This window comes from Natrinema salaciae, assembly GCF_900110865.1.
GTDB lineage: Archaea > Halobacteriota > Halobacteria > Halobacteriales > Natrialbaceae > Natrinema > Natrinema salaciae.
Window position 1 is genome coordinate 252332 of record NZ_FOFD01000002.1, and the last position, 24101, is coordinate 276432.

The 24101-nt window shown below is 66.7% G+C and carries 22 protein-coding genes; 15 read left to right on the forward strand and 7 right to left on the reverse strand.

What is annotated here, in order from left to right:
* Positions 1-23 precede the first annotated feature (23 nt).
* From BMX07_RS06610 to BMX07_RS06650, 9 genes are all read left to right on the forward strand, one after another.
* Positions 24-3587, forward strand: a complete 3564-nt coding sequence (locus BMX07_RS06610) for a molybdopterin-dependent oxidoreductase (protein WP_090615652.1) — start codon at positions 24-26, stop codon at positions 3585-3587.
* A gap of 11 nt (positions 3588-3598) precedes the next feature.
* Entirely contained in the window at positions 3599-4792 is a 1194-nt protein-coding gene (locus tag BMX07_RS06615) for a 4Fe-4S dicluster domain-containing protein (RefSeq protein WP_090615654.1), read from the forward strand.
* Positions 4793-4808: 16 nt separating this feature from the next.
* Positions 4809-5624, forward strand: a complete 816-nt coding sequence (locus BMX07_RS06620) for a TorD/DmsD family molecular chaperone (protein ID WP_090615657.1) — start codon at positions 4809-4811, stop codon at positions 5622-5624.
* Positions 5625-5669: 45 nt separating this feature from the next.
* Positions 5670-6209: a molybdopterin-guanine dinucleotide biosynthesis protein B gene (mobB, locus tag BMX07_RS06625; RefSeq protein WP_090615661.1), complete on the forward strand. Its 540-nt coding sequence runs from the start codon at positions 5670-5672 to the stop codon at positions 6207-6209.
* A gap of 142 nt (positions 6210-6351) precedes the next feature.
* Complete coding sequence (locus BMX07_RS06630) at positions 6352-7305, forward strand: extracellular solute-binding protein (protein ID WP_090615665.1); 954 nt, start codon at positions 6352-6354, stop codon at positions 7303-7305.
* The gene (locus BMX07_RS06635) at positions 7302-8159 is read left to right on the forward strand and encodes an ABC transporter permease (protein ID WP_090615667.1); all 858 of its coding nucleotides are present in this window, start codon (positions 7302-7304) and stop codon (positions 8157-8159) included. Before BMX07_RS06630 ends, BMX07_RS06635 begins: the two co-directional genes overlap by 4 nt.
* Positions 8160-8291: 132 nt before the next feature.
* Positions 8292-8960: a helix-turn-helix domain-containing protein gene (locus BMX07_RS06640; protein ID WP_090615670.1), complete on the forward strand. Its 669-nt coding sequence runs from the start codon at positions 8292-8294 to the stop codon at positions 8958-8960.
* A gap of 149 nt (positions 8961-9109) precedes the next feature.
* Positions 9110-9874, forward strand: a complete 765-nt coding sequence (locus tag BMX07_RS06645) for an enoyl-CoA hydratase/isomerase family protein (protein WP_090615674.1) — start codon at positions 9110-9112, stop codon at positions 9872-9874.
* A gap of 104 nt (positions 9875-9978) precedes the next feature.
* On the forward strand, positions 9979-10437 hold the full coding sequence (locus BMX07_RS06650; protein ID WP_090615678.1) for a hypothetical protein: 459 nt from the start codon (positions 9979-9981) through the stop codon (positions 10435-10437).
* A gap of 164 nt (positions 10438-10601) precedes the next feature.
* On the opposite strand, the gene BMX07_RS06655 is transcribed toward BMX07_RS06650, so the two are convergent.
* The 4 genes from BMX07_RS06655 to pyrB all read right to left on the reverse strand — a co-directional run bounded on the left by BMX07_RS06655 (position 10602) and on the right by pyrB (position 14638).
* A complete protein-coding gene (locus tag BMX07_RS06655) occupies positions 10602-11858 on the reverse strand; it encodes a hypothetical protein (RefSeq protein ID WP_090615680.1) in 1257 nt (418 codons plus the stop codon).
* A gap of 266 nt (positions 11859-12124) precedes the next feature.
* Positions 12125-12970 carry a hypothetical protein gene (locus BMX07_RS06660; RefSeq protein ID WP_090615683.1) on the reverse strand — a complete coding sequence of 282 codons (846 nt, stop codon included), beginning with the start codon at positions 12968-12970 and terminating at the stop codon, positions 12125-12127.
* Positions 12971-13212: 242 nt separating this feature from the next.
* Positions 13213-13701 carry an aspartate carbamoyltransferase regulatory subunit gene (pyrI, locus tag BMX07_RS06665; protein WP_090615686.1) on the reverse strand — a complete coding sequence of 163 codons (489 nt, stop codon included), beginning with the start codon at positions 13699-13701 and terminating at the stop codon, positions 13213-13215.
* Positions 13694-14638 carry an aspartate carbamoyltransferase gene (gene pyrB / locus BMX07_RS06670; protein ID WP_090615688.1) on the reverse strand — a complete coding sequence of 315 codons (945 nt, stop codon included), beginning with the start codon at positions 14636-14638 and terminating at the stop codon, positions 13694-13696. Before pyrB ends, pyrI begins: the two co-directional genes overlap by 8 nt.
* Before the next feature lie 164 nt (positions 14639-14802).
* Here pyrB and BMX07_RS06675 point away from each other — a divergent pair, with 164 nt between their 5' ends.
* The gene (locus tag BMX07_RS06675; protein WP_090615691.1) at positions 14803-15429 is read left to right on the forward strand and encodes an RAD55 family ATPase; all 627 of its coding nucleotides are present in this window, start codon (positions 14803-14805) and stop codon (positions 15427-15429) included.
* A 321-nt stretch (positions 15430-15750) separates the two neighbouring features.
* Here the strand turns inward: BMX07_RS06675 and BMX07_RS06680 are convergent, their stop codons facing one another.
* Positions 15751-16719 carry an FKBP-type peptidyl-prolyl cis-trans isomerase gene (locus BMX07_RS06680; protein ID WP_090615694.1) on the reverse strand — a complete coding sequence of 323 codons (969 nt, stop codon included), beginning with the start codon at positions 16717-16719 and terminating at the stop codon, positions 15751-15753.
* 88 nt (positions 16720-16807) lie between these two features.
* On the opposite strand from BMX07_RS06680, the gene cyaB reads away from it, so the two are divergent.
* The 5 genes from cyaB (at position 16808) to BMX07_RS06705 (ending at position 22231) form a co-directional block, all read left to right on the forward strand.
* Positions 16808-17350: a class IV adenylate cyclase gene (cyaB, locus tag BMX07_RS06685; protein ID WP_090615696.1), complete on the forward strand. Its 543-nt coding sequence runs from the start codon at positions 16808-16810 to the stop codon at positions 17348-17350.
* A gap of 105 nt (positions 17351-17455) precedes the next feature.
* On the forward strand, positions 17456-18661 hold the full coding sequence (locus BMX07_RS06690) for a methionine adenosyltransferase (RefSeq protein WP_090615699.1): 1206 nt from the start codon (positions 17456-17458) through the stop codon (positions 18659-18661).
* Between the two features lie 236 nt (positions 18662-18897).
* Complete coding sequence (locus BMX07_RS06695) at positions 18898-20157, forward strand: MFS transporter (protein WP_090617185.1); 1260 nt, start codon at positions 18898-18900, stop codon at positions 20155-20157.
* Positions 20158-20286: 129 nt separating this feature from the next.
* Positions 20287-21465, forward strand: coding sequence for a tRNA sulfurtransferase (locus tag BMX07_RS06700; protein ID WP_090615703.1), 1179 nt, complete (start codon positions 20287-20289; stop codon positions 21463-21465).
* A 145-nt stretch (positions 21466-21610) separates the two neighbouring features.
* Positions 21611-22231, forward strand: a complete 621-nt coding sequence (locus tag BMX07_RS06705; protein WP_090615706.1) for a DUF5804 family protein — start codon at positions 21611-21613, stop codon at positions 22229-22231.
* A 6-nt stretch (positions 22232-22237) separates the two neighbouring features.
* Here BMX07_RS06705 and BMX07_RS06710 read toward each other — a convergent pair whose 3' ends face one another.
* The gene (locus BMX07_RS06710; protein WP_090615710.1) at positions 22238-22960 is read right to left on the reverse strand and encodes a hypothetical protein; all 723 of its coding nucleotides are present in this window, start codon (positions 22958-22960) and stop codon (positions 22238-22240) included.
* 84 nt (positions 22961-23044) lie between these two features.
* Positions 23045-24028 (reverse strand): PLP-dependent cysteine synthase family protein, encoded by a 984-nt coding sequence (locus BMX07_RS06715; RefSeq protein WP_090615713.1) that lies wholly within the window; start codon positions 24026-24028, stop codon positions 23045-23047.
* Between the last annotated feature and the right edge of the window lie 73 nt (positions 24029-24101).

A 24101-nucleotide genomic window follows, 5' to 3' on the forward strand; every position in this document is an offset into this window, starting at 1 on the left:
CACCGACCGTTCGGGGTGGTACGATGAGTGACGACGAGCAGGACGGGCTGGAACTGACCCGGCGCGAACTCGGTGCCGCCGCGGCCGGCGTCGCCGCCGCGTCCGGACTCGGGTTCCTCGGATTCCGTCGACTGACCACCGAGGAGACCGACGACGACGAAGAGGACCCGATGAACCCGCTCGAGGAGTATCCCAACGAGGACTGGGATCGGAAGTACCGCGAGATCTGGGAGCCCGACGACTCCTACATGCTCACGTGTACGCCCAACGACACCCACAACTGCTACCTCGAGGCGACGCTCAAGAACGGGCAGATCACGCGGCTCGGTCCCTCGATGAACTACGGCGAGGCGACCGACCTCGACGGAAACCAGGCCACCCAGCGGTGGGACCCCCGCGTCTGTAACAAGGGCCTGGCGATGGTCGATCGGTTCTACAACGAGCGCCGCGTCAAGGCGCCGATGATCCGGGAGGGGTTCAAACAGTGGGTCGACGACGGCTTTCCGCGCGACTCGGACGGCTCGATGCCCGAGGAGTACGCCCGGCGCGGCGAGGAAGACTTCGTCGAAGTCTCGCAGGACGTGGCCCACGAGTACGCGGCGCGGACTTTCCTCGAGCTCGCCGACCAGTACAGCGGCGAGGACGGACTGCAGTCGCTGCTCGAGCAGGGGTACGACGAGCGCGTCGTCGAGGAGACGCAGGGTGCGGGCGTCCGGACGATGAAGTTTCGCGGCGGGATGCCGCTCCTGGGCGTCATCAAGCTGTTCGGACAGTACCGCAACGCCAACTCGATGGCGCTGCTCGACAACTACGTACGGGATGTCGGCGAGGACGAGGCCCTGGGCGCGATGGGACTGGACAACTACTCGTTCCACACGGACCTGCCGCCGGGGCACACGATGGTCACCGGCCAGCAGACCGTCGACTTCGACCTGGCGAGCATCGAGCACGCGGACCACATCGTCCTCGACGGCATCAACTACCTGACCTCGAAGATGGCCGACTGTCACTGGTTGACGGAGGCCAAACTGAAGGGGTCGAAGCTCACCGGGATCTTCACCGACTACAACGCGACGGCCTCGAAGTGCGACGAACTCATCACGGTCCGGCCGGCGTCGGACACGGCACTGTTCCTCGGCGCGGCCCGGGTCCTCATCGAGGAGGAGCTGTACGACGAGGCGTACGTCCGCAAGCACACGGACCTGCCGCTGCTGGTCCGGATGGACAGCAACGAACTACTTCGGGCCAGCGACGTCTTCGACGGCTACGAGCCCGAGGACCTGGAGAAGACCGACGCCGTCGGCGACGACGCGGACCGTCCCGGCGTCGACGTGACGGACATCGACGAGCAGATCATCACCGAAGAACTCCGCCGGGAGTGGGGCGACTTCGTCGTCCACAACGCGGAGACCGGCGAGTTCGAGCCGGTCACGCGCGACGACATCGGCGACGACTTCGACGTTCCCGCGACGATCGAGGGCGAGTTCGAGGTCGAACTCGCCGACAGCGCGAGCTCGGAGGACGCGCGAGCAGCCGGCGACACCGTCACGGTTCGGACGGTGTTCGACCTGATCAAAGAACACCTGACCGAGACGTGGGGCCTCGAGTCGACCGCCGCGGTCACGGGGACGGACCCGCAGGCGATCGAAAACCTGGCACACGACTTCGCGGACAACCAGCAGAGCACGATGCTGCTGACCGGGATGGGGCCGAACCATTATGCGAACGCCGACCAGCACGGCCGTGCCGCGTTCCTGCTGGCGTCGCTGACGCGCAACGTCGGCTACCAGACCGGTAACGTCGGCTCCTACTCCGGGAACTACCGGATGGCGTACTTCAACGGCGTCGGCCAGTACGCCAACGAGGACCCGTTCGACCCCGAACTCGATCCCGGCGAACCGGCCCGAACCGACAAGCGCTGGGACGCTCACTCGGCGCACTTCTACACGAACCTCGACAAGCCGCTGAAGGTCGACGGCGAGTACTTCCAGGGCGATTCGCACATGCACACGCCCACGAAGTCGATCTGGGTGTCGGGATCGAACTCCATCCTCGGTAACGCGAAGGGTGCCTACAAGATCATCGAGAAGGCCCTGCGGACCGGGAAGATCGAGGCGTTTTTCACCAACGAGTGGTGGTGGTCGATGACCTGCGAGTACTCCGACATCGTCTTCCCGGCGGACTCGTGGGCCGAACACCACGTCCACGACATCACCGCCTCCGTGACGAACCCGTTCATCACGACGATGCCGGAGACGAAGATCGACCGGATCTACGACACGCTGAACGACACCCAACACTACAAGGGCGTCGCCGAGAAGCTCGCCGAGCTGACCGGCGACGACCGTTTCGAGGACTACTGGACGTTCATCGACGAGGAGGAATACCAGGCCAAGCCGTACCTCCAGCGCATCCTCGACCACTCCAACGCGGTCACGGGGTACGACGTCGAGGACCTGCTGGACGACGCCCGCGAGGGGACGCCGGCGATCATCATGACCCGGACCTATCCCAAGCACGTCGGCAACGAGCAGACCCAGGACTCCCGGCCCTGGTACACGAAGACCGGTCGGCTCGAGTTCTTCCGCGAGGAAGCGGAGTTCGCCGAAGCCGGCGAGCACATCCCGCTACACCGCGAGCCGATGGACGCGACCCCCTACGAGCCGAACGTCATCGTCGACGACAGCGACAGTCCGGTGGTCGCTCCCGAGACGCCCGGCGACCGCGGCTGGGACAGCGCGGAGAAGGCCCGCGACACCAACGACCGGCAGGTCCGCAACGAGGTCCGCTCGCCGTCGGAACTGGTCGACACCAGTCACCCGCTGACCGACCTCGACGAGGGCTACGACTACGTCTACATGACGCCGAAGTACCGCCACGGGACCCACACCTTCGGTGCCGACCTCGAGGAGATGGCAGTCTGGTGGAGCAACTTCGGCGATCAGGGTCGCAAGACGGGTCGCGACTCCTTCGACAAGCGCAAGCCGTACATCGGTGAGGGGTACGTCGAGATGAACCCCGAGGACGCCCGCGAGGAGGAACTGCAGGACGGCGACTACGTGTGGGTCGACGCCGACCCCTCGGACCGGCCGTTCCCGGGCTACGATCCCAACGACGAGGAGACCGAGTATACGCGTGCGCTCATGCGGGTCCGCTACCAGCCGAGCCTTCCGCGCGGCGTCACGCGCAGCTGGATGAACGTCAGCCAGACCTCGCACAAGACCTACGAGGCTCAGCAGCAGCGCGAGGACGGAAAGGCCCAGTCCGAGGACACCAACTACGTGTCGATGTACCGCAGCGGCGGCCACCAGTCGATGACGTCAACGTGGCTGCGCCGGACCTGGTTGACCGACTCGCTGCCCCGCAAGGGCATGTTCGGACAGAACATGGACGTCGGGTTCGAGCCGGACGTCCACGCCGCGAACGGCGCGCCCAAGGAGTCGTTCGTCAAGATCGAGAAGGCCGAAGACGGCGGACTCGAGGGCGAGGGCAACTGGCGGCCAGTCGACGAGGGCGTCCGGCCGACCCAGGAGGACGACCGGATGAAACAGTACCTGGAGGGCGGTTTCACGAGCGAATCAGACTGAGGTGACCACCAATGGCAGAAGTCTACAACTGGCAGATCGGCCGCGAGATGGAGTACCCGTACCCGGAAGCACGTCCGGAGAGACAGTGGGGCGCCGTGTTCGACCTGAACAAGTGTATCGCGTGCCAGACGTGTTCGCTGTCGTGTAAGACGACCTGGACCAACAACGAGGGACAGGAGCACATGTTCTGGAACAACGTCGAGACCAAGCCCTACGGCTCCTACCCGCTCGGGTGGGACGTCGAGATCCTCGACCGGCTCGGGGTCCAGGAGTGGGGCTCCGACGGCGTCTACGAGGGCGACACGATCTTCGAGGCCCGCGACTTCGACTGGGAGTCGATGGCGATCGACGACGATCCCGAGACCCTGCACAGCGAGGGGATCGAGGGCTTCCGTCCCGACGACGAGGACTGGGCCCAGCCCAACCTCGGCGAGGACGAACCCGCCGGCCACGGGGTCGAGTCCGACACTCACATCGAGGAGGACCACCACCCGACGTGGTTCTTCTACCTCCCGCGGGTGTGCAACCACTGCACGTTCGCCGCCTGCGCCGGCGGCTGTCCCGTCCAGGCCATCTACAAGCGCCAGGAGGACGGCATCGTCCTCCTCGACGAGGACAGCTGTCAGTCCTTCCAGGAGTGCGTCCGGGCCTGCCCCTACGGGAAGTCCATCTACAACCCCGTCGCGATGAACTCCCAGAAGTGCGTCGGCTGCTACCCCAAGGTCGAGCAGGGGAAAGTCCCCCAGTGCTTCGAGAACTGTCTGGGCAAGATCCGGATGCACGGCTGGGTCAACCAGCCGGAGCAGGCCGATTCCTCCGCCCCCGTCGACTACATGGTCCACGAGGCCGAGGTCGCGCTCCCGCTGTACCCACAGCTCGGCCTCGAGCCCAACGTCTACTACATTCCGCCGATCAACGTCCCGACGGACTACTTAGAGCAGATGTTCGGCCCGCGGGTCGAGCAGGCACAGGAGACCTACCGGAAGGCCCGACGCGGCGACGAGGAGTACCGCGAGCTGCGCGGACTGCTCCACCTGATGGGGTCGACCGAGTGGCGCATCGAGGAGTTCGACGTCACCGAGGAAGAGGCGATCGGCTACGATCAGGACGGACGAACCGTGGCCCGCGTCCCGATGAAGGAACCCCAGTACGAGCGGGACCGCTTCGACGACCAGCACAACGCCTACCGACTGGATATCACGTAATCGCGACCGATCACCAATGTCACGACCACAGCAACACGTTCACCGTTCGCGGCTGTACAAGCTCGCGTCGATGGCGTTCGACAGGCCGACGGACGATCTCCGGGACGCGCTGGTCTCCGACGCGTTCGACGACCAGCTGGTCGAGTCCGCCGCGGTACTCGGCGACGAGCGGCTTCGCGAGCACGCCGAGACGGTCGCCACGGAGAGTCCCGACGACCGGGACGCCGCCGACGAGTGCTACTCGACGTACGCCTCGCTCTTCGGCTTCGAACAGGGCGGCAAGATCCCGCAGTACGAGATCGACACCGGACCGGGGACGATCGTGACGAGTACGGACACGCTCGCCGACGTCGCCGGCTTCTACGGCGCGTTCGATCTCGACCTCGAGGAGGGCAATCGCGAGCGAGTCGACCACCTCTGTGTCGAACTCGAGTTCGTCTCCCACCTGGCCCTGCAGACGGCCTACCTCCAACAGAGCGGGGACGAAACCGGAGTCGACGTCGTCAGGAACGCTCAGGCGGACTTCCTTGAGGACCACCTCGGGCGCTGGGTCCCGCGGTTCCGCGACAGGGTTCGGGACGAGTCCGACGCCCCGTTTTATCAGGCGCTCGCGGAGCTGGTGGTCGCGCTCGTGTCGGCCGACGTCGACCGCTTCGGGATCGACCCCGACGAGTTCACCGAGACGCCGCCGTCGCCGGTCGAAGACATCGCTGCCGGCGAGGACGGGCGCGACTTCCGGTGTGGGACCTGCGGCGGTGGCTCGTCGGGCCCGTCGGCCCCCACCCCGGGAAGCGACCGGATGCCGATGGGTGATCGTGACGGCCCGCCGTGATCGCCCGTCGAACGCGTCTTGTGGCCGCGACCCGAATCCCGGCGCATGACCCAGACCCATGACTCGAGGCTGCGGGTCGTCTGTCTGGCGGGGCCGAGCGATGCGGGCAAGACGTCACTCGTCGAGGCACTCGTGTCACGACTGGCCGCGGACGGGCGCGTCGCGACCGTCAAGTCGATCCACCACGACATCGAGATCGACACGCCGGGAACCGACACCCACCGGCACCGGACTGCGGGGGCCGAGACCGTGGTCGGCGTCACGCCGGCGCTCACCTTCGATATCACGACCCGCGGGAAGCGAGACCCGCCCGCGTCCGACGCCCCGCTCCTCGAGGCCGACGATCCCGAGAGTCAGGCGCTCGCGAGCGTCCTCGAGCGACTCGCGCGCCGCGGGTACGACACCGTGCTCGTCGAAGGCTTCGCCGGAGCACCCCTGCCGACGATCCTCGTCGGTGACCGGGAGCCGTCCGCCGTTGGCGGTCCCGTCGTCGGCCGCGGCGGCGAGCCGATCGACGATCTCGTCGATACGATCCGCTCGCTCGAAGGGATCGAGTACGCACCCGGCGACGAATCGGGAGCCTGACCCGATCCGGCCGCCGGGAATCGCGGCGGTCGGTCGGTGCTCCCGAACGGAACCACCCGTCGAATGTAACTACATTCGGTTGCTTTCTCACAAAATAGGAACCAAAACCAGTTGTATTTACGCCGGCGATCGAACGAGACGTATGGACGGTCACGACGGCCGCAGCGGGACGATCCGACGGAGCCGTCGGTCGGTACTCGTCACAGCGGGCGGGCTGACGGCGGGAGTGGTCGGGACGGCGGGCTGTCTCGGCGGCACCGGCGGCGTCCGCGTCATCGCTGCGGGCAGTCTGGCGGTCGCCCTCGAGAACGGCGTCGGGCCGGCCTTCGAGTCGGCGACCGGCCTGGCGTACGAGGGCGAGTACTACGGGAGCAACGCCGCGCTGCGGCTGGTCGAGGACGGGACGAAGTATCCCGACGTGGTGATCAGTGCCGACGTCGACCTGCTGCGGGAGCGACTCTACCCCGACCACGCCGACTGGGACGCCGAATTCGCGGCCAACGAGGTCGTGGTCGCCTACGCGCCGGGAACGGATCCGGGAGCGCGACTCGAGGCCGGCGAGCCGTGGTACGAAGTGTTCGCCGACGCGGACGACGGGGCGATCGCGATCGGCGACCCGGATCTGGACCCGCTCGGCTATCGGGCGCTCCACCTCTTCGAACTCGCCGAGCGCGAGCACGGACTCGAGGGCTTCCGCGACGAGCTGGCCGAGACCGCCGCTCGCGTCCCCGACGAGCCGCAGTTACTCGCCGGCCTCGAGAACGGAGATCGGGCCTGTGCGGTCGTCTATCGCAACATGGCGGCCGAGCGCGACGTGGCCGTCCGCCGCCTGTCCGACACCTATAATTTCGGCAACCCCGCGTTCGCCGACCGATACGCGCGGGCAAGCTACACCACCGACGATGGCCACACCGTCGAGGGGACGCCGGTCAGGTACAACGCGACGGTCCGAACCGACGCCGACGATCCGGACGCGGGGCGATCGTTGGTCGCGTTTCTCCTCGAGAACGGCGACCTGCTCGCCGAGCACGGCCTGCGCGTCGACGACTCCCTGCCGCGGTTCCACGGCGATCCGCCGGAGGCGATCGAGCCGTGAGTCGCGTCGATCGGAATCCGGACGGCGAGCCCTCGGCGGCGACCGCGGACGCGTCCCGGTTGGACGTGGGCCTCGAGTGGCTCCCGCGCGGGCTCGCCGTCCCGGCGCTGCTCGGCGCGGTGTTGCTCGCGTACTTCGTCGTGCCGTTCGCGGTCTTTCTGTCCCGAACGCGGGAGGTAGACGTCGTCGCCGGCCTCGCGGACCCGACGGTCCGGGACGCGATCGCCACCTCGCTGGTGACGGCACCGGTTTCGACGGCCGTCGCGACCGTCTTCGGCGTCCCGCTCGCGTACGTCCTCTCGCGGGCCTCCTTTCGCGGCAAGCGACTAGTCGAGGCACTCGTTTTGCTCCCGCTCGTCGTCCCGCCGATCGTGGGTGGCGTCATGCTGTTGACCGTCGTCGGTCGGTACACGCCGATCGGGGCCGCGGCCGCCGCGCTCGGCGTCCCGCTGACGGACAGCCGCGCCGGCGTCGTGCTCGCCCAGACGTTCGTCGCCGCCCCGTTCCTCGTCGTCACCGCACGCGCGGGGTTCGACGGCGTCGATCCGCGCCTCGAGGAGGCCGCACGGACGATGGGGTACGGACGACTCCGGACGGTGCGACTGGTCTCGCTGCCGCTCGCGCGCAACGCCATCGCCGCCGGGATCGTGCTCACGTTCGTCAGGGCGATCGGCGAGTTCGGCGCGACGATGATGGTCGCGTACGCGCCCCGGACCATGCCGACGCAGATCCGCGTCTCGTTTATCGCTCGCGGGATCGACGCGATCGTCCCGATCGCACTGGCCCTGCTCGCCGTCGCCGTGATCGTCGTCGTCGTCGTCCAACTGCTGGTCGGGACTCCCCGGCGACACTGATTCGCCGCCACTGGGACGCGCTCTCGACTTCCCGTCCGAACCCATCAGAACGCGTGTAATTCGCTCAAACCGCTTCTAAGTGGTTTGGAAGTGGGGTTATGGACATCGTCGTTCTACCGGAGAGTGAGACTCATGACATCCATCGCAGACATCGAGATCCCGGCCGACGGAACCGGAACTGGCGAGCTGTTCGCGGCCGTCCCCTCGCTCACGTGCGAGATGGAGCGGGTAATCGCCTCGAGCGGCCACGGCCTCTGGCTGTCGGGACCCTCGCAGTCGGAGATCGAGGCGGCCCTCGACGAGGCCGCGGCGATCGGCGCGTATACCCAGATCAGCAGCGACGAGGACCGCTGGCTGTACGACATCGAGTTCGAACCCGACACCGTCGACCCGTTCGAGATCGTCCTCGAGGAGGGCGGCACGGTCCTGAGCGCCTCGGCGTCGAACGGCACCTGGCTGCTCAGCGTCCGCGTCGTCGACCGCGAGAGCGTGAGTTCGCTGTACGACCGCCTCGACGATAACGACGCCACGCCGACGATCGTCCGGCTGTTCGACCTGGCCGAGGAGTCCCACTCCCAGTGCGGCCTGACGGCCCGCCAGTACGAGACGCTGGTCGCGGCCATCGATCACGGCTACTTCGAGATTCCCCGCGAGGTTTCCATGCAGGAGCTCTCCGAAGAGCTGGATATCTCCCATCAGGCGCTCTCCGAGCGGCTGCGCCGAGCCTACCGTGCGCTCGTCACGTCCGAACTCAACGTGACCGAGGAGGACACCGCCGCACCGCCGATTCCGTCGAACTGAACCCCTGAGTCCGCTCGATCAGCCGGGGCCCAGCCCGAGAGCCCGACTCGATGCTTTTGGCCGATCGCACGATCATCCGTCAGCGACGAGGCCAGCCGCGGACGGCGGTACCTGCAACTGTTAATACCCGGCCGTCCGACAGGTGCGGCATGCAGAGAGATACCGACGACGGCGTGCTTCGACTGACGTTCGACCGACCCGACTCGCTCAACGCGCTCACGATGGAGACGGCCACCGAGCTGGCCGACGCGATCGAAGCCGCCAGCCCCGAGGAGTACGACGCGATCGTCATCACCGGTGCTGGCGACGCCTTCAGCGCCGGCGGCGACCTCGAGTCGATGGCCGAGACGCCCGACTCGTCGCAGGCGGCCTACGAACGGGTCACCGAGACGTTCGGTCGCGTCGTCGAAGCGATGCTCGAGTGTCCGGTGCCGATCGTCGCGAAGGTCAACGGCGACGCCATCGGTGCCGGCCTCTCGATCGTCGCGCTCGCGGATCTCGCGTTCGCCGCCGACGACGCGACCTTCTCGTGTGCGTTTGTCAGGGTCGGGCTGATCCCCGACACCGGCGGTACCGTCATCCTCCCCCACATCGTCGGCCTGCGGGCCGCGAAGCAGCTCGCGTTCACCGGCGAGTTCTTCGACGCGGCGCGGGCGGCCGACCTCGACCTGATCAACGAGGCGGTTCCCGCCGACGAACTCGACGACCGGGTCGCCGACACCGTCGCGGGGCTCGCGAACGGACCGACGGCCACGATCGGTATGATGAAACGGGCCATGCACGAGAACATGAGCCGGCCGTGGGGCGAGGCGCTGGACTACGAGAACCTGCTCCAGGCGCAGGCCCGCACGTCGGACGCCCACGTGGAGGGCGTCACCGCCTTCCTCGAGGATCGAGAGCCGGAGTTCGAGTAATCGACCGCTTGCGCACGGTTTCCGATCCATCATTCGGTTGACCACACTCGCAAGCACCCGCAAGCACCACGACCTTGCGCGAATCGACCGTTAGTAAAAACGCAATGTCCCCACAGTTTACCGACGACGACGTCGGCAAGCGCGTCGTCAACGCCGACGGTGACGAGGTCGGAATGGTCGCCGACGTCGAACACGGCACGGCCCACGTCGAACCGGATCCCGGAATCACGGACTCGATCAAAGCGACGCTCGGCTGGAGCGATAGCGGCGAGAGCACCTACCCGCTCCAGGAAGAGGCGGTCAGTCGCGTGACCGACGACGAGATCCACCTCGAGCGCGACCTCCACGGTGCAGGCGGGACAGGTGCGACCGATACCGGATCGACGGGTACCGGGACGGACACCGGGGCAGGAACCACCGGCACCGAAAACCGCGGTATCGATCGGGATGAAGACGATATCAGCGGTCACGACGACGAAGGCGTGATCCGCGACGATGACGACGACAGCCTGATGGGCGACGATGACGACGACGATGCCATCGGCGACGACAAAACGCGGTAATACCGTCCGCGACGGACGCCGGATCGACGACCACGGTCGTAGCCCGAATTCCGTCTTTGTTTCGGCGGCACGCCTCGAGTTCGACGCGACGTGACGCTGCCAGAAGATCCCCTCGAGCGGCGGGTATGGGATCGTCGGTGTAGTGGGGTGTAGAGGGGTGTGGATTACCGTCGATCCGAGTCCCGCTCTTCGTTGGCGCGACTCTCCTCGGTCGGCTGCTGTGGTTGCTCGGACGTGATGTCCACGTCCTCCATCGCACGCCGCTCGGGCGTTCGCTCCGTTTCGGCACGATCCTGGTTTCGGGCGGTGTCCGCTTTGGACTCACGACCTCGTCGGTCAGCTTCCGACTCGCGGCCCTGTCGGCCGCGTGTGGACGCCTGTCCACTGCGTCGTTGCCCCTGTTCGATCGAGCGGTCCCTCCCCTCGCCGTGACCGGTATCGGTCCGCTGTGAGGGCTCCGAGTACTGATCCCGCAAGCGGCCCTGTTCGGTCCGTCCCGGCTGGTGCTGGTGTTGCTGTGTCGGTTGCTCGTACTCCCGACCGCCCTGACTCTGGGCACCGCTCCGGGACGAGCCACCGTACTGGGACTGCTCCTGCTGTCCGTACTGAGTTCGCCCCTGCTGTGGGCGCTGTGACCAGCCGGAGCCGCCCTGTCGGGACTGGTCCCCGAACTGCTGGGACTCGGACTGCCGCGAGCGGCTGGGCGACGCCGTCATCGGTTGTTGCTGGTAGCCGGACGCGTGGGCCGATTCGCCGCCGTACTCTCCCGCCGAAACCCACTCTCCGGTCTCCGGGGGCTGCTGCGCCTGTTGGAACTGCCGGGGTTGCTGAGACTGCTGGGGCTGCTGCGGCTGCGATTGGCCGCTCGATTCCGCCGAGCTTCCCATCCCCGTCCGTGTCTGCGTCTGTAGCTGCGGCTGTTCCCCCGCAGTTTGCTGCCCGGTCGTCCGTTGTCGGTCGTGCACCGAGCGGCCCATCTGCTGCCCGCCGGCCTGCTGGCCGCCCGCTTGCTGGTCGCCCATCTGTTGGGTCCGTATCTGCTGTCGTCCCTGGCCGCCTATCCGATCTCCCATCTCCCGCATCTGACTCCCCATCTGCTCCATCTGGGCCATCTGGGGCTGTGCAGCGGCCTGCATCCCCTCTTCCATCATCTGTTCCATCTCCGGCATGATGGCCTCCATTCCCTGCAGATAGCTCTGCATCATCGACTCGGTGAACTGCGGTCCCGGTGCGCTCTCGAGCATCGATTTCGTCATCTCGAGGCCCTGTTGCTGGGCCGATTCCTGCCACTTGAGCGCGCTCAGCGTCATGCGGGCCAGGTCCCGCTGGAGGTCGACCAGCTGTTCGAAGGTCTGTTGACCCTGGTTCATCGTCGACTCCGCCGTCTGCTCCGTGGACTGCTGGTTCTGTTGCTCTCTCATGATACGTACCTGAGGACCTGCGGTCGCCGTCGGTCCTCGGTCACGACTGAGGGCAACCGAGACGCCAATAAAGGGCGTCGTCGGTTCCAGTGAGTAGTCCGGCTCAATCCCTCGTGAACGGCCGTCGTTCGAGCACGTTTGGAGGCCACCGATACCGCTCCGCCATCTCGAAGATACTCACCGATAAGAGCAGGATACGGCGGCGTAATATCTTCTTGGGATCGGGACATCGACCGTCGAAACGAACGGGCGGTCGGTCGCGGCCGTCAGGAGTCCGACTCGGCGCCGGGTTCGCCGTGCGTCACGCCGTCGCGTTCGTCGGCTCGCATCCGGCGCAGTGCCGCGCGTCCGTTGCTCGCCTCGTAGCCGAAGAAGACGCCGTTCGCGTACTCCCGTGCGACCTCGGTCGCGTGGATTAGGTTGTCAATATCTACGTTTACCGCGTACAATTCGACGTTAAACGGCGTCTCGAGCGCGCTCTGGAACCCCTTCGCGATCGTCTCGAGCCAGTAGGTCGTTCCGTAGGCCGTGTCGTACAGCGGGACGACGAACTCGTCGACGTACTCCTCGACGGCCGCCAGCTCGATGCCGGCGCGCTCGTAGAGGTGGCCGGGGTACGGGTCGGGATAGAGCGTCATGTAGACCGTGCCCGGAATGCGCTCGACGGCTTCTCCGACGAATTCGGTGATGACGCTGGCCCGCCACTTCACGCGGTCGTCGTACGTGCTCGCCTCGAACTCCTGCTCGCAGACCCCACACCGGCAGTACTCCGCGCGCGGGAACCCGATATCGTCGAGCCGGACGTCCTCGTTCTCGGCGACGCAGTCGTCGATGATCTCGAACAGGCCCTGCCGGTAGTCGTCTCGGGAGGGGCAGATATAGGCCCAATCGAAGTAGGACCGTTCTCTGTCGGCCGGCCGACCCATGTCATCGACGGGGACCAGCGACGGGTCGGCGTCGGCGGCGGCGTTGTCGCCGAAACAGGAGACCATGTTTACCCCGTCGGCAATCGGTTCGGCGGACCGGCCGGTAACGTCTTTGACCTCGTAGAAGCCGCGGTCGAACTCCGGCCACCGTACTTCTTCGGCGTTCCGAGTGACGACGCCGTACATACTGCCGTGTACGACGCCGTCCCCGTAAGCCGTTCGGATTCGGGACTACTCTTCTGTCGGTTCGAAGTCGACTTCGACGTCCGACGAGCCGCTAAACGCGACCTTGTAGAGGACGGCGATGACGAACAGGGCGAGTACGAACTTGACGGTACGTGACATATACAAGAAGAGAATCGGTCGGCAAACACTTAGCTATTCTGGATAGTCTTCTCGACGTGATAGCGGTGCGGCGAGTGTCGCCGTCAGGTATCGATCAGCCCCGCGATCTCGTCGCGAACGATCGTCTCGCAGTACGAGCAGCGAACGCCGTCCTCGAGCACCGAAAAACGCGAGGTGACCGGCTCGTCGCCGGTGGTGATACAGCCGGTGTTGGGACAGGAGAGCACGCCCTCGACGACGTCCGGGCGTTCGACGCGATGTTTCTCGATCACGTCGTACTCCCGGACGATGTTGATCGTCGCGTCCGGTGCGATCAGCGAGAGGACGTCGACCTCGTCCTGGCTCAGTTCGCGACCCTCGACCTTGACGATGTCCTTGCGCGCGAGGCGATCCGAGGGGACGTTCATCCCGACCGAGACCTCCTCGCCCTCGCTGCCGTCGATCCCCAGGATCGCGAGGACGTTCAGCGCCTGCCCGCCGTGGACGTGATCGATGACGGTCCCGTCACGGATCTTGCTGACGCGCAGTTCGTGATCGTCGTCGCCGTCGTGGTGGTCGTGGTCGTCACTCATCGGTATCACCGGTGATCGCGGGCTCGTCGCTCAACAGCAGATCCAGCAGCGCCATCCGGACCGGAACGCCGTTGTGCGCCTGTTCGAAGTACGCCGCGTAGTCGGTCTCGTCGATTTCGGGCGCGATTTCGTCGACCCGGGGAAGCGGATGCATCACCGTCAGATCGTCGCTCGCGGCCTCGAGCGTTTCGGCGTCGATCTGGTACTCGCCGGCGACCTTCTGGTACTCGTTCTCGTCGGGGAACCGCTCGCGCTGGATCCGCGTGACGTAGAGGACGTCCAGCGAGGGGAGGACCTCCTCGAGGGACTCGTGTTCCCGAATTCCCGTGCCGTTCTGGCGCTGGTGGAGGTCGTAGACGACCTCGCGGGGCAGTTGGAGGCTCTCCGGGCTGATGAAGTGCTGGCGGGTGTCGAAGTTCGTTAGCGCGTGGGCCAGCGAGTGCACGGTCCGGCCGTACTTCAGATCGCCCATGATGCCGATCGTCAGGTCGTCGAGTCCGGCGTTCTCCCGAATCGTGTAGAGGTCGAGCATCGTCTGCGTCGGGTGGTGGCCCGCGCCGTCCCCCGCGTTCAACAGCGGGACGTCGACGAACTCGCTGGCCATCGTCGCCGCACCCTGCTTTGGATGGCGCAGGACGAGCGCGTCGGCGTACCCCTCGATGACTCGAACCGTGTCGGCGAGCGTCTCCCCCTTCTTGACGCTCGAGGATTCGACCGATCCCATATCGACGACGTCGCCGCCGAGCCGTTTCATTGCGGTCTCGAAGCTCATCTTCGTCCGCGTGCTCGGCTCGAAAAAGAGCAGTCCGAGCAGCGTCCCGGCGTGGCGGTCGGCGACGGCCGACGGGTCGGCGTCGAGCTCGGCCGCGTAGTCGAGGATGGTCTCGATGTTCCCCCGGGAGAGTTGTTTGCTCGTGATGAGGTGATCGTGGCGCATTCGTTCGTGTACGCTGTGGCGTGCCCCTTGAATCTCTCCATTTCTCCATTCGACGCCCCGATCGGTCCCGACGGACGAAACGCAGTGCGCTGCCTCTCGATGGCGCGGTTCGTGAATCCAAGGCAAAGAGTTATACAGATACTACAGTAAATGATCACAATCGTATGGTCGGGCGGCTAGATACCGGAATCGACGTGCTGGATCGGAAGCTCGACGGCGGACTCCCGCCGGGGTGTATCGTCGCGTACACCGCCGAGCCGGCCAGCCAGTCCGAGCTCCTCCTCTACGAACTCACGGCCGCACGCGGAACGCTCTACCTCTCGAGCGAGCGCTCCGACGACGCCGTCCGCCACGCCATCGAGAGCTCGCCGTCGTCGGTCGGCAGCCCGACGGTCAGACACGTCACCAGCGACACGCCGCTCGAGGAGGCCACGCGGCTGATCGGCGCCTTACCCGACGGCGCGAATCTCATCATCGACACGATGGACGTCTTAGAGCGGACCGACACCGACGAGTACGTCTCCTTTCTCAACGACCTCAAAGAGCGAATGCTCGAGACCGGGAGCATCGCCGTCCTCCACTGTCTGAAAAGCGACGACGAACCCGCGAACCGAGCGCGGACCTACCACGCCGCCGACGCCGTCTTCGATCTCCGGACCGCGATCGCCGGCACCGAACTCGAGAATCACCTGACGATCCCCAAGTTCCGCGGCGGCAGCCAGCCGACCGAGGCGATCAAACTCGAGCTCACGGAGGAAGTGGCGATCGACACGAGCCGCGACATCGCGTGAGGCCGCTGCGGTCGGTCGTTGCCGTCACACCTCCCGTTCGGGCGTCGATCTCGCCACGGGCGTCGGGCGGCAGCGTACCGACGGTCGTCCCGCCGAGCCGGCGGAACCCGGACGGTTCCGCGGGTGCGATCCGGTCGCCGTCCAGCAGGAGCCACTGTTTGAGCGCCGTGGATACGGCGTCCGCTCCGGTCCCGGGCCGCCGCTCGTCGAGCCGACCATCGAGTCTTCGTCGGTCGTCTTATCCCGTCCGCGAAAAAGCAGCCGCACGCAGGTTCGTGGTTCGGGGTCCGGCTCGCGGAACGGCCGGCACCGACGGGGACGTTATTCCTCGGCGCCTTCGAGCTCTTCGACGATCTCGTCGGCGTCGACATCGGCGTCCTCGAGGGCCTCCTCGATGTCGCCGCCGCCCATACCGCCCATGCCGCCCATCATTCCGCCCATGCCCATGCCACCCATTCCGTCGATGACCTCCTGGACGATGACGCGGTCGACGCCGACCTTGTCGATGACGTCCTGACCGATCTGCTGTTTGCCCATCATCCACTGCTGGTTCATCGTCATCTGGGGCGTGGCCTCGAGGTAGAGCGTCTCCTTCTCGACGGTCTCGGTCTCGAACTCGGGCTCGGCGTCCTCGTCGGCGTCCTCGTCGGGCTCGACCGGAACCTCTTCTTCGACCTCGTCCGTCTCGATCCAGAGGTCGGGCTCCATGCCGAGGTACATCTCGAAGAGACCGGTGGCCTGCTGTTCGCGGTCGTCGACCTCGTCGGCGACCGTGTACTCGTACTCGACGTCCTCGCCGGCCAGCGGGTGGTTGAAGTCGACGCGGGCGCGGCCGCCGATGATCGTGCTGATGTAGCCCTGCTGGCCCTCGATCTGTACGTTCGCACCGGGGTAGCGGTCGTCTTCGTCGATCTTCTCGGCGCTGACGGTCTGGACGTCGTCCGGGTCGTACTCGCCGAACGCGTCTTCGGCAGGGACGGTCACGGTGCCGGAGTCGCCGGGTTCGGAGCCGATAATCGCCTGCTCGACGGCCTCGAAGATGTGGCCCTCGCCCAGCACGATCGTTCGCGGTTTGAACTCTTGCCCCTGGTCGTCGACGCCCTCCTCCTCGGCGACCTCGGGATCGGTCGTGTCGACCAGCTGGTCGTCCTCGGCGGTGTACGCGGTGTACTCGAGCTCGACGAAGTCGCCTTCCTGCAGCCCCTCGGCTTCGTCGGCGGCTTCCTCGGCTACGTCCTCTTCGACGTCATCGGCCTGCTCGTCTAGCTCGGCCTCTTGTTCCTCGGTCATACGTTGTACGTCCGGCCGTCTACATTTAAGTACGACGTTTTCGAGCGAGAGCGACCGATACTTACGACCGCTGTGCGTTCTCTCGGGCATGTACGAGGTCGAAGTGAAGGTTCCCGCCGATCTCGCGGCCGTCCGCGACCGACTCGCGGCCCTCGAGGCGACGCCCCGCGGTGCCGTCGTGCAGATCGACACCTACTACGACGCGCCCCACCGCGAGTTCGCGGAGACGGACGAGGCGCTGCGGATTCGCTCGGAGCGTTCCGAAGCCGGCTCCGACGAGACCCGCGTCACCTACAAAGGGCCGCTGGTCGACGACGAGTCCAAGACCCGCGAGGAGGTCGAGACCGCCGTCGGCGACCGCGGGGCGATGGATTCGATCCTGACGAACCTCGGCTTCGAACCTGCCGCGACCGTTCGCAAGGACCGCGAGCGGTTCGCCCTCGAGGGCTACGCCGTCACGCTCGATTCGGTCGAGGACGTCGGCGAGTACGTCGAAGTCGAAACCGAAGTCGCGGCGGAACCGGCGCTCGAGTCGGCCCGCGAGGGTGCCTACGAGGTCCTCGAGCAGTTGGGGCTCGACCCGGACGACCAGCTCAGGACCTCGTATCTCGGCCTGTTGCTCGAGTCCTGAGCGACCGCCCAGCGATCGTCCGCCGCCGGGGGATAACCCGCGAGCATTTTCTGGCCCGTGTCTGTTTCCGCAAGTTATACGAACTCGCTCCGTCAACTCCCGGCAATGAGCGAGCGGAACATCCGGATCGAGTCTATCGACCGGCAAGCGGTCGAAGACCAGGAGGTCGAAATCGTCGAACGAAAGGGAATCGGACACCCCGACTCTATCTGTGACGGGATCGCCGAGAGCGTCGCCGGGGCGCTCGCGCGCGAATACCTCGACCGCGTCGGCGAAGTGCTCCACTTCAACACCGACGAGACGCAACTCGTCGCGGGCGAGGCCGCGCCCGCCTTCGGCGGCGGCGAGGTCGTCGATCCCATCTACCTGCTGATCGTCGGTCGCGCGACCAAACACTACGACGGACGGACCATCCCCGCCGAGACCATCGCCCTGCGAGCGGCGCGGGAGTACCTCGAGTCCGAGATCCCCCAGCTGACCGTCGGTGAGGACATCGTGGTCGACGTCAAGCTCGGCGAGGGCAGTGGCGACCTGCAGGAAGTCTTCGGGGAAGACGAAGTCAGCGTCCCGATGGCCAACGACACGAGCTTCGGCGTCGGCCACGCGCCGCTGACCGAGACCGAGCAGATCGTCCTCGAGGCGGAACGCCGACTGAACGGGGAGTACGCGGACGAGAACCCCGAGCTCGGCCCGGACGTGAAGATCATGGGAAAGCGCGAGGGCGACGAGATCGACGTCACCGTCGCGGCGGCGATGGTCGACGAGTACGTCGCGGATCTCGACGCGTACATCGAGGCGGTCGAGTCCGTCCGCGAATTCGTCGACGGCGTCGCGCGCGAACACACCGACCGCGCGGTCGACGTCCACGTCAACACGGCCGACGACTACGACGAGGGGTCGATCTACCTCACCGTCACCGGAACCTCCGCCGAGCAGGGCGACGACGGCTCCGTCGGACGAGGGAACCGCGCGAACGGGCTCATCACCCCCAACCGCTCGATGTCGATGGAAGCGACGAGCGGCAAGAACCCGGTCAACCATATCGGGAAGATCTACAACCTGCTGTCGACGGAGATCGCCGAGGAGGTCGTGAGCGAGGTCGACGGCATCCGCGACCTGCGCGTGCGCCTCCTCTCCCAGATCGGCCGGCCGATCGACCAACCGCACGTCGCCGACGTCCAGGTCGTCACCGACGACGGCGTCGCGGTGTCGGACGTCGAGGGCGACGCCGCCGCGATCGTCGACCGAGAACTCGCCGACGTTACCGGAATCACGCGCAGCGTGATCGACGGCGAACTCTCGACGTTCTGACCGCGCGCGCCGTCGTTCCTCCGAGCCTGCAGTCGCCGCTCGAGCGCGCCGTCGTTCCCCCGAGCCTGCAGTCGCCGCTCGAGCGCGCCGTCGTTCCCCCGAGCCTGCAGTCGCCGCTCGAGCGCGCCGTCGTTCCCCCGAGCCAGCGGTGGAACCGGCAGCACGCGTCTGCTGTCGGAATAGTCAAGAACCGGTCCCGTGTACAGCGTTACGAATCGAAACACAGAGTGACCACCGTGTCCGAGACCACCGCCGACTCGACCGCCAGACCCGTCATCTACGCCGTCGTCGCGAGCACCTTCTTCGTCGGCTTCGGCGGCGGTGTCGTCTTCCCGATCCTGCCGAATCTCGGCGAAGTGCTCGGGATCTCGGCGTTCATGGTCGGCGTCATCCTCTCGGCGAATCGCTGGACGCGACTGGTAGCCAACGGGCCGGCTGGCGTGCTCGTCGACCGGATCGGCACCCGGAAGCCGTTCGTCGTCGGGCTCGCGGTCGAGGGACTCGCGACCGTCGGCTACGTGATCGCCATCCGGTCTTCGATGCCCGAGCTCTGGTTCGTTCTCGCGCGCGTCACCTGGGGCGTGGGGAGTGCACTCGTGTTCGCGACGGCGTACACGATCACCGCCGACGTCAGCGAGGCCAGCTCGCGCGGGACGAGCATGGGCATCGTCCGAGCCGGAATCACGTTCGGATTCCCCGCCGGCATGGTGCTGGGTGGGATCGTCAGCGAAGTCTACAGCAACGCCACGGCGTTCGTCCTCGCGGCGTCGTTCGCCGGCCTCGCGAGCGTCATCGCCTTCTTCATCGTCCCCGAAACCCACGTCGAGTCGGCCGACTCGTCGGTCGAGACGTGGGACTTCGAGACGACGCTGCCCGCGCTCACCGTCGGACTGGTCAACTTCGGGCTCTACTTCGCGTACATCGGCGTCCTCTTCTCGACGCTCGTGTTGTACCTCGAGGTCGAGTCGCTGACCCTCTCGCTGGAACTCGCGGGCTACGGGATCGACTACGGCGAACAGGGAACGTCCGGACTGCTGATGGCGGTCTCAGCGTCTTCCGGCGCGGTCTTTACGATCTCCGGCGGGAAGATCAGCGACGCCGTCGGCGCTCGCATGCCCGTCCTGCTGGTCTTCCTCGCGACTAGCTGTGCGGGGTTCGCGGTGCTCACGGTCGCGCCCTCGCTCGGTGCCGTCGTGCTCGCGTGTGTCCTGATCGGTGCCGGGCAGGGCGGCGTCGGCGGGCCGTTGACCGCGCTGCTCGCGGATCTCACGCCCGAGGAGCGGATGGGACGGGCGATGGGGACGAACAACATCTTCGGCGACGTCGGCGGCGGTCTCGGGCCGCTGCTCTCGCTGCCGTTCGCCGACGCGGTCGGGTTCGACGTTCTGTACGCGCTCAGCGCGATCGTTCCGCTGCTGGCCGGAGCCGTTCTCGTCGCCGGAATCTACTCCTATACGGGCAGCCTGAGCCCGACGGTCGAAGACTCGGTCGTGTGAGACGGAACCGAGCGATCGTCCGGGATGGTCCCGAGACGGAGGAACGATCGTTCGTGACAGTCTCCGGTTCCCTCGCGCCCGATATTGTCCTCGTAACCCCCTTATAGCTGTAACCGTCTATCACAGTCCATGCACCCCCCGGGAGCCGATACCGTCCTCGTCCGTCACGGGGACGTCAACACCAAGAGCAACACTGTCAAGCGGTACATGGAAGGGCTCCTCGCGGAGAACCTCGAGGCGCTCCTGGCCGCCCGCTCGATTCCCGGCGAAGTCGAGCGCCGGTGGAACCGGCCGCTGATCCACACGAGCGAGGATGCCGTCGAAGCGGCGACCGCGGCCGCGGCGGATACGTTCGGTGTCGTCTCCGCGAGCCCCGCCGTAACCGTGAGTACCGAGAAGGCGCGGATCCTCGAGGTACTCGAACGGACCGCGCGCGAACGTTACGACGGCGGGACGTTCGCGGTCGACGCGCGCCGCTCGGACAAGACCCTTCCCTACGACAGCGAGGAACTGGCCCGTGAGGCCGGAACGATCATCTGGGACACCGTCGAGGACGAGTTCGAACCCGAAGTCGACCTCGACGATCCGGACCTCACGTTCGGCGTCGAAGTTCGCGAGGATATCGCGTTCGTCTATCTCGAGACGGTCGACGGACCGGGCGGACTCCCGCTTGGCTCACAGGAGGCGGTGGTCGCGCTGGTCAGCGGCGGGATCGACTCCCCCGTCGCGGCCTACGAGATGATGAAACGCGGCAGCCCGATCGTCCCGGCGTACGTCGACCTCGGCGACTACGGCGGGATCGATCACGAGGCACGCGCGATGGAGACGGTTCGGCTCCTCTCGACGTACGCACCCAACTTCGACATGCAGGTCTACCGGGTTCCGGGCGGCGAGACGGTCGACCTCCTGGTCCGGGAAATGGAACAGGGACGAATGCTCTCCCTGCGGCGGTTCTTCTATCGCGCCGCCGAGACGCTCGCCGAACGCGTCAACGCGGACGGCATCGTCACCGGCGAAGCCGCCGGCCAGAAGTCCAGCCAAACGATCCGGAACCTCGGCGTCACCAGCCGCGCAGCCACGCTGCCGATCCACCGGCCGCTGCTGAGCCGGGACAAACAGTACATCGTCGCCCAGGCGCGCGAGATCGGCACCTACACCGACTCGACGATCGACGCCGGCTGCAACCGCGTCACCCCCGATCAGGTCGAGACCAACGCCCGCCTCGAGCCGCTGCTCGCGGCCGAGCCGGACGACCTGCTCGAGCGCGCCGAGGAGGCCGCGAGGAACGCGGTACTGGTCGAGCCCTGACTGCCGCTCGGTCGGTCGCGTTCGTTTTCCGCCGCCCGTCGCTGCCGCGGTCGGAGTGCCGCAGATACCGCACGGACGGGCTCGTCGCCTCCGAGCCGTCCAGAAGCCGAAACCGACATTACACCGCCGTTCCCACCACAGAGTAGTGACCCGCGTCTGTCTCATCGGCGAGCCCGGGACCACCCTCCAGTACGAGCTGCTCTCCCGCGAAACGGCCCGCGAAGCGCTCTCGACCTACGACCTGACGCGGCCGTTCGAGAACTCGCTCGCCGTCCGGACGGTCAGCGTCGGCGCTGCCGTCTCGCTGCTGAACGATCTCAACTGGTATCTCACCCGATTCGTCGACGAAGCGCTCGTCCAGGAGCCGAGCATCAGCGACGTGGAGTGGCTCTCCCGGTCGCTGGCCGAACGGCTCCGCAACGGCGACGTCGAGCCAGCCGACACCGCCGAATTCTGCAAGATCTACGGCCTCGAGCGGATCGACACCGATCCCGAGCCGACTGCCGCCGACGGCGAGCCGACCGACTCGAGGCCCGAGGGGGGCTCCAGCCCGGCGGCCGAGACGGACGCTGCGAGTGCGGATGCGAGCGCGGCCCGGACCGACGACACAGCGGCCGCCGACCGGACGGGCGTCGCCGAGCCGACCTATCGGCTCGTCGAACCGCTGTACGTTCGTCGGACCGATGGCGACCTGCCGGCGTACGACCTCCGGGACGTCGAGGAGACCCTCGTCGTCCGACTGACAGAAGCCGAATACTCGCCCTGAATCCCGTCAGGAACCGCCGGACTCCGTCTCGCTACCGTCCGACGCGGTGTCGTCGCCCGCGCTCGCGGACGAACTGTCGCTCCCGACCCCGATGCCCTGCTCGTCGCCGTTTCGATCGGTGATGTTCACGGAGAGGTTCGTCAGGGGCTCCGACTCGAACGTCGCTCGAACGAGCCGGCCGACGGTCGTCTCCCGCGCCACGCAGGCCTCGTCCTCCGCAGCCGTCTCCTCGACCGCTGTCTCGAGCACGAGCGTGTCGTTGCCACCCTCGTCGTCCGCGCTCGTCTCGATATCGATCGACTCGAGGGCCAGTTCGTGACACGGGTCGGGCGCGCCGGCCTGAATCGGAACCAGAACCGACGTCTCGAAGTCCGTTTCGTCGACGAACTCGGAGAGCGACTCGGGCGTGTCGCTCCGCTCCGCGAGCCAGCTCTCGGCCGGTTCGGGCTCCTGCACCAGCTCGGCGTCCGGCGACGTCGACTGCTCCGGAGACTGGTACGCGTGAGTGTCGTATCCGGCCAGTCCGTCCGGCAGCTCCATCGATTCGTCGTCGGCGGTCTCGGCGGTCTCGTTGGGTGCATCCTCGTCGTCACCGTTGCCGTTGCCGTCGCCGTTACCGTTGCCGTTGCCGCTCGAGCCGGTTCCGCTATCGTCGCTGAGACACCCGGCCGAGAGCGCGATCAGGGACGCAGCTCCGCCGAGCACCGTTCGTCTGGAGGGGGATGTCATCGTACCGATCGCTACGAGCGGGTAACTAAAGGGAATTCGGGTAGGTAAAATCGCTCTTTTTGTTACACCGATCACCGCGACCGGTCAGTCGAAGAGCCCGGTCGAGAGATACCGCTCGCCGCTGTCCCAGAAGACGGTGACGACCAGCGGGCAGTCGTCGGCCGCCCGTCCGCCGTCGGTTTCGGGCGACGCCGGTTGTGTCCCCTCGTCGAACGCGGTCGGCACCTCCGGACACTCGAGTTCCGGTTCGGCAATCTCGCGTGCGACCCGCTGGGCGACGAGACTCGTCGCGCCGCTGGACTGGCCCACGAGAATTCCCTCGTCGCGTGCGAGGCGGCGACACTCGTCCTCGGCGTGCTCGAGTTTCACGGTCTCGACGCGGTCGAGGAGATCGAGATCGAGGTTGTCGCTGACGAAGCCGGGGCCCATTCCCTGGAACTCGTCTTTGCCGGACTCGCCCGTCGAGAGGACGGCGTTTCTGGCCGGTTCGACGGCGACGATGTCGACGTCGGGGAACGCCTCGCGGAGTCGGCGGCCGATCCCGGAAATCGTGCCGCCGGTGCCGACGCCGGCGACGAAGGCGTCGACCTCGCGGTCGCCGACCTGCTCGAGGATCTCCGGACCGGTCGTCTGATAGTGTGCCTCGGGATTCGCGGGGTTCTCGAACTGGCCGAGCTGGATCGCGCCCTCCGCCTCGAGTTCTTCCGCGCGGGCGCGGGCGGCCTCCATGTCGCCGTCGACCAACTCGAGATCGGCCCCGTAGGCGGCCATGATCTGCCGGCGTTCCTCGGACTTGTCAGACGGCATGACGATCGTCAGGTCGTAATCGCGGGCGGCCGCGACGAGCGCGAGGCCGATGCCGGTGTTGCCGCTGGTCGGTTCGACGAGCCAGTCACCGGGTTCGATCAGGCCGTCGCGTTCGGCGGCTCGAATCATCTCGCGGGCCGGCCGGTCCTTGGCCGATCCGCCGGGGTTGAACGATTCGATCTTGGCGGCGACCGTCGCGCCCTCCGGCGAGTCGACCTGGACGAGCGGCGAGCCGATAGTGTCCAGGATACTCCCTTTCATTGGCCAGCCATAGGGATTCGAGACGTAAACCGATACTGGACCTCGGCAGGACGTGCCGACTGTTTGAGCCGTC

What these genes read in the sequence shown, in the direction of transcription:
- BMX07_RS06680 (WP_090615694.1), bottom strand. Translation starts at nt 16,719, where the DNA reads ATGACCGAGGAACAAGAGGCCGAGCTAGACGAGCAGGCCGATGACGTC.
- BMX07_RS06615 (WP_090615654.1), top strand. Translation starts at nt 3,599, where the DNA reads ATGGCAGAAGTCTACAACTGGCAGATCGGCCGCGAGATGGAGTACCCG.
- cyaB (WP_090615696.1), top strand. Translation starts at nt 16,808, where the DNA reads ATGTACGAGGTCGAAGTGAAGGTTCCCGCCGATCTCGCGGCCGTCCGC.
- pyrB (WP_090615688.1), bottom strand. Translation starts at nt 14,638, where the DNA reads ATGCGCCACGATCACCTCATCACGAGCAAACAACTCTCCCGGGGGAAC.
- BMX07_RS06620 (WP_090615657.1), top strand. Translation starts at nt 4,809, where the DNA reads ATGTCACGACCACAGCAACACGTTCACCGTTCGCGGCTGTACAAGCTC.
- BMX07_RS06690 (WP_090615699.1), top strand. Translation starts at nt 17,456, where the DNA reads ATGAGCGAGCGGAACATCCGGATCGAGTCTATCGACCGGCAAGCGGTC.
- BMX07_RS06610 (WP_090615652.1), top strand. Translation starts at nt 24, where the DNA reads ATGAGTGACGACGAGCAGGACGGGCTGGAACTGACCCGGCGCGAACTC.
- BMX07_RS06660 (WP_090615683.1), bottom strand. Translation starts at nt 12,970, where the DNA reads ATGTACGGCGTCGTCACTCGGAACGCCGAAGAAGTACGGTGGCCGGAG.
- BMX07_RS06715 (WP_090615713.1), bottom strand. Translation starts at nt 24,028, where the DNA reads ATGAAAGGGAGTATCCTGGACACTATCGGCTCGCCGCTCGTCCAGGTC.
- BMX07_RS06655 (WP_090615680.1), bottom strand. Translation starts at nt 11,858, where the DNA reads ATGAGAGAGCAACAGAACCAGCAGTCCACGGAGCAGACGGCGGAGTCG.
- BMX07_RS06650 (WP_090615678.1), top strand. Translation starts at nt 9,979, where the DNA reads ATGTCCCCACAGTTTACCGACGACGACGTCGGCAAGCGCGTCGTCAAC.
- BMX07_RS06630 (WP_090615665.1), top strand. Translation starts at nt 6,352, where the DNA reads ATGGACGGTCACGACGGCCGCAGCGGGACGATCCGACGGAGCCGTCGG.
- pyrI (WP_090615686.1), bottom strand. Translation starts at nt 13,701, where the DNA reads ATGAGTGACGACCACGACCACCACGACGGCGACGACGATCACGAACTG.
- BMX07_RS06710 (WP_090615710.1), bottom strand. Translation starts at nt 22,960, where the DNA reads ATGACATCCCCCTCCAGACGAACGGTGCTCGGCGGAGCTGCGTCCCTG.
- mobB (WP_090615661.1), top strand. Translation starts at nt 5,670, where the DNA reads ATGACCCAGACCCATGACTCGAGGCTGCGGGTCGTCTGTCTGGCGGGG.
- BMX07_RS06675 (WP_090615691.1), top strand. Translation starts at nt 14,803, where the DNA reads ATGGTCGGGCGGCTAGATACCGGAATCGACGTGCTGGATCGGAAGCTC.
- BMX07_RS06640 (WP_090615670.1), top strand. Translation starts at nt 8,292, where the DNA reads ATGACATCCATCGCAGACATCGAGATCCCGGCCGACGGAACCGGAACT.
- BMX07_RS06645 (WP_090615674.1), top strand. Translation starts at nt 9,110, where the DNA reads ATGCAGAGAGATACCGACGACGGCGTGCTTCGACTGACGTTCGACCGA.
- BMX07_RS06700 (WP_090615703.1), top strand. Translation starts at nt 20,287, where the DNA reads ATGCACCCCCCGGGAGCCGATACCGTCCTCGTCCGTCACGGGGACGTC.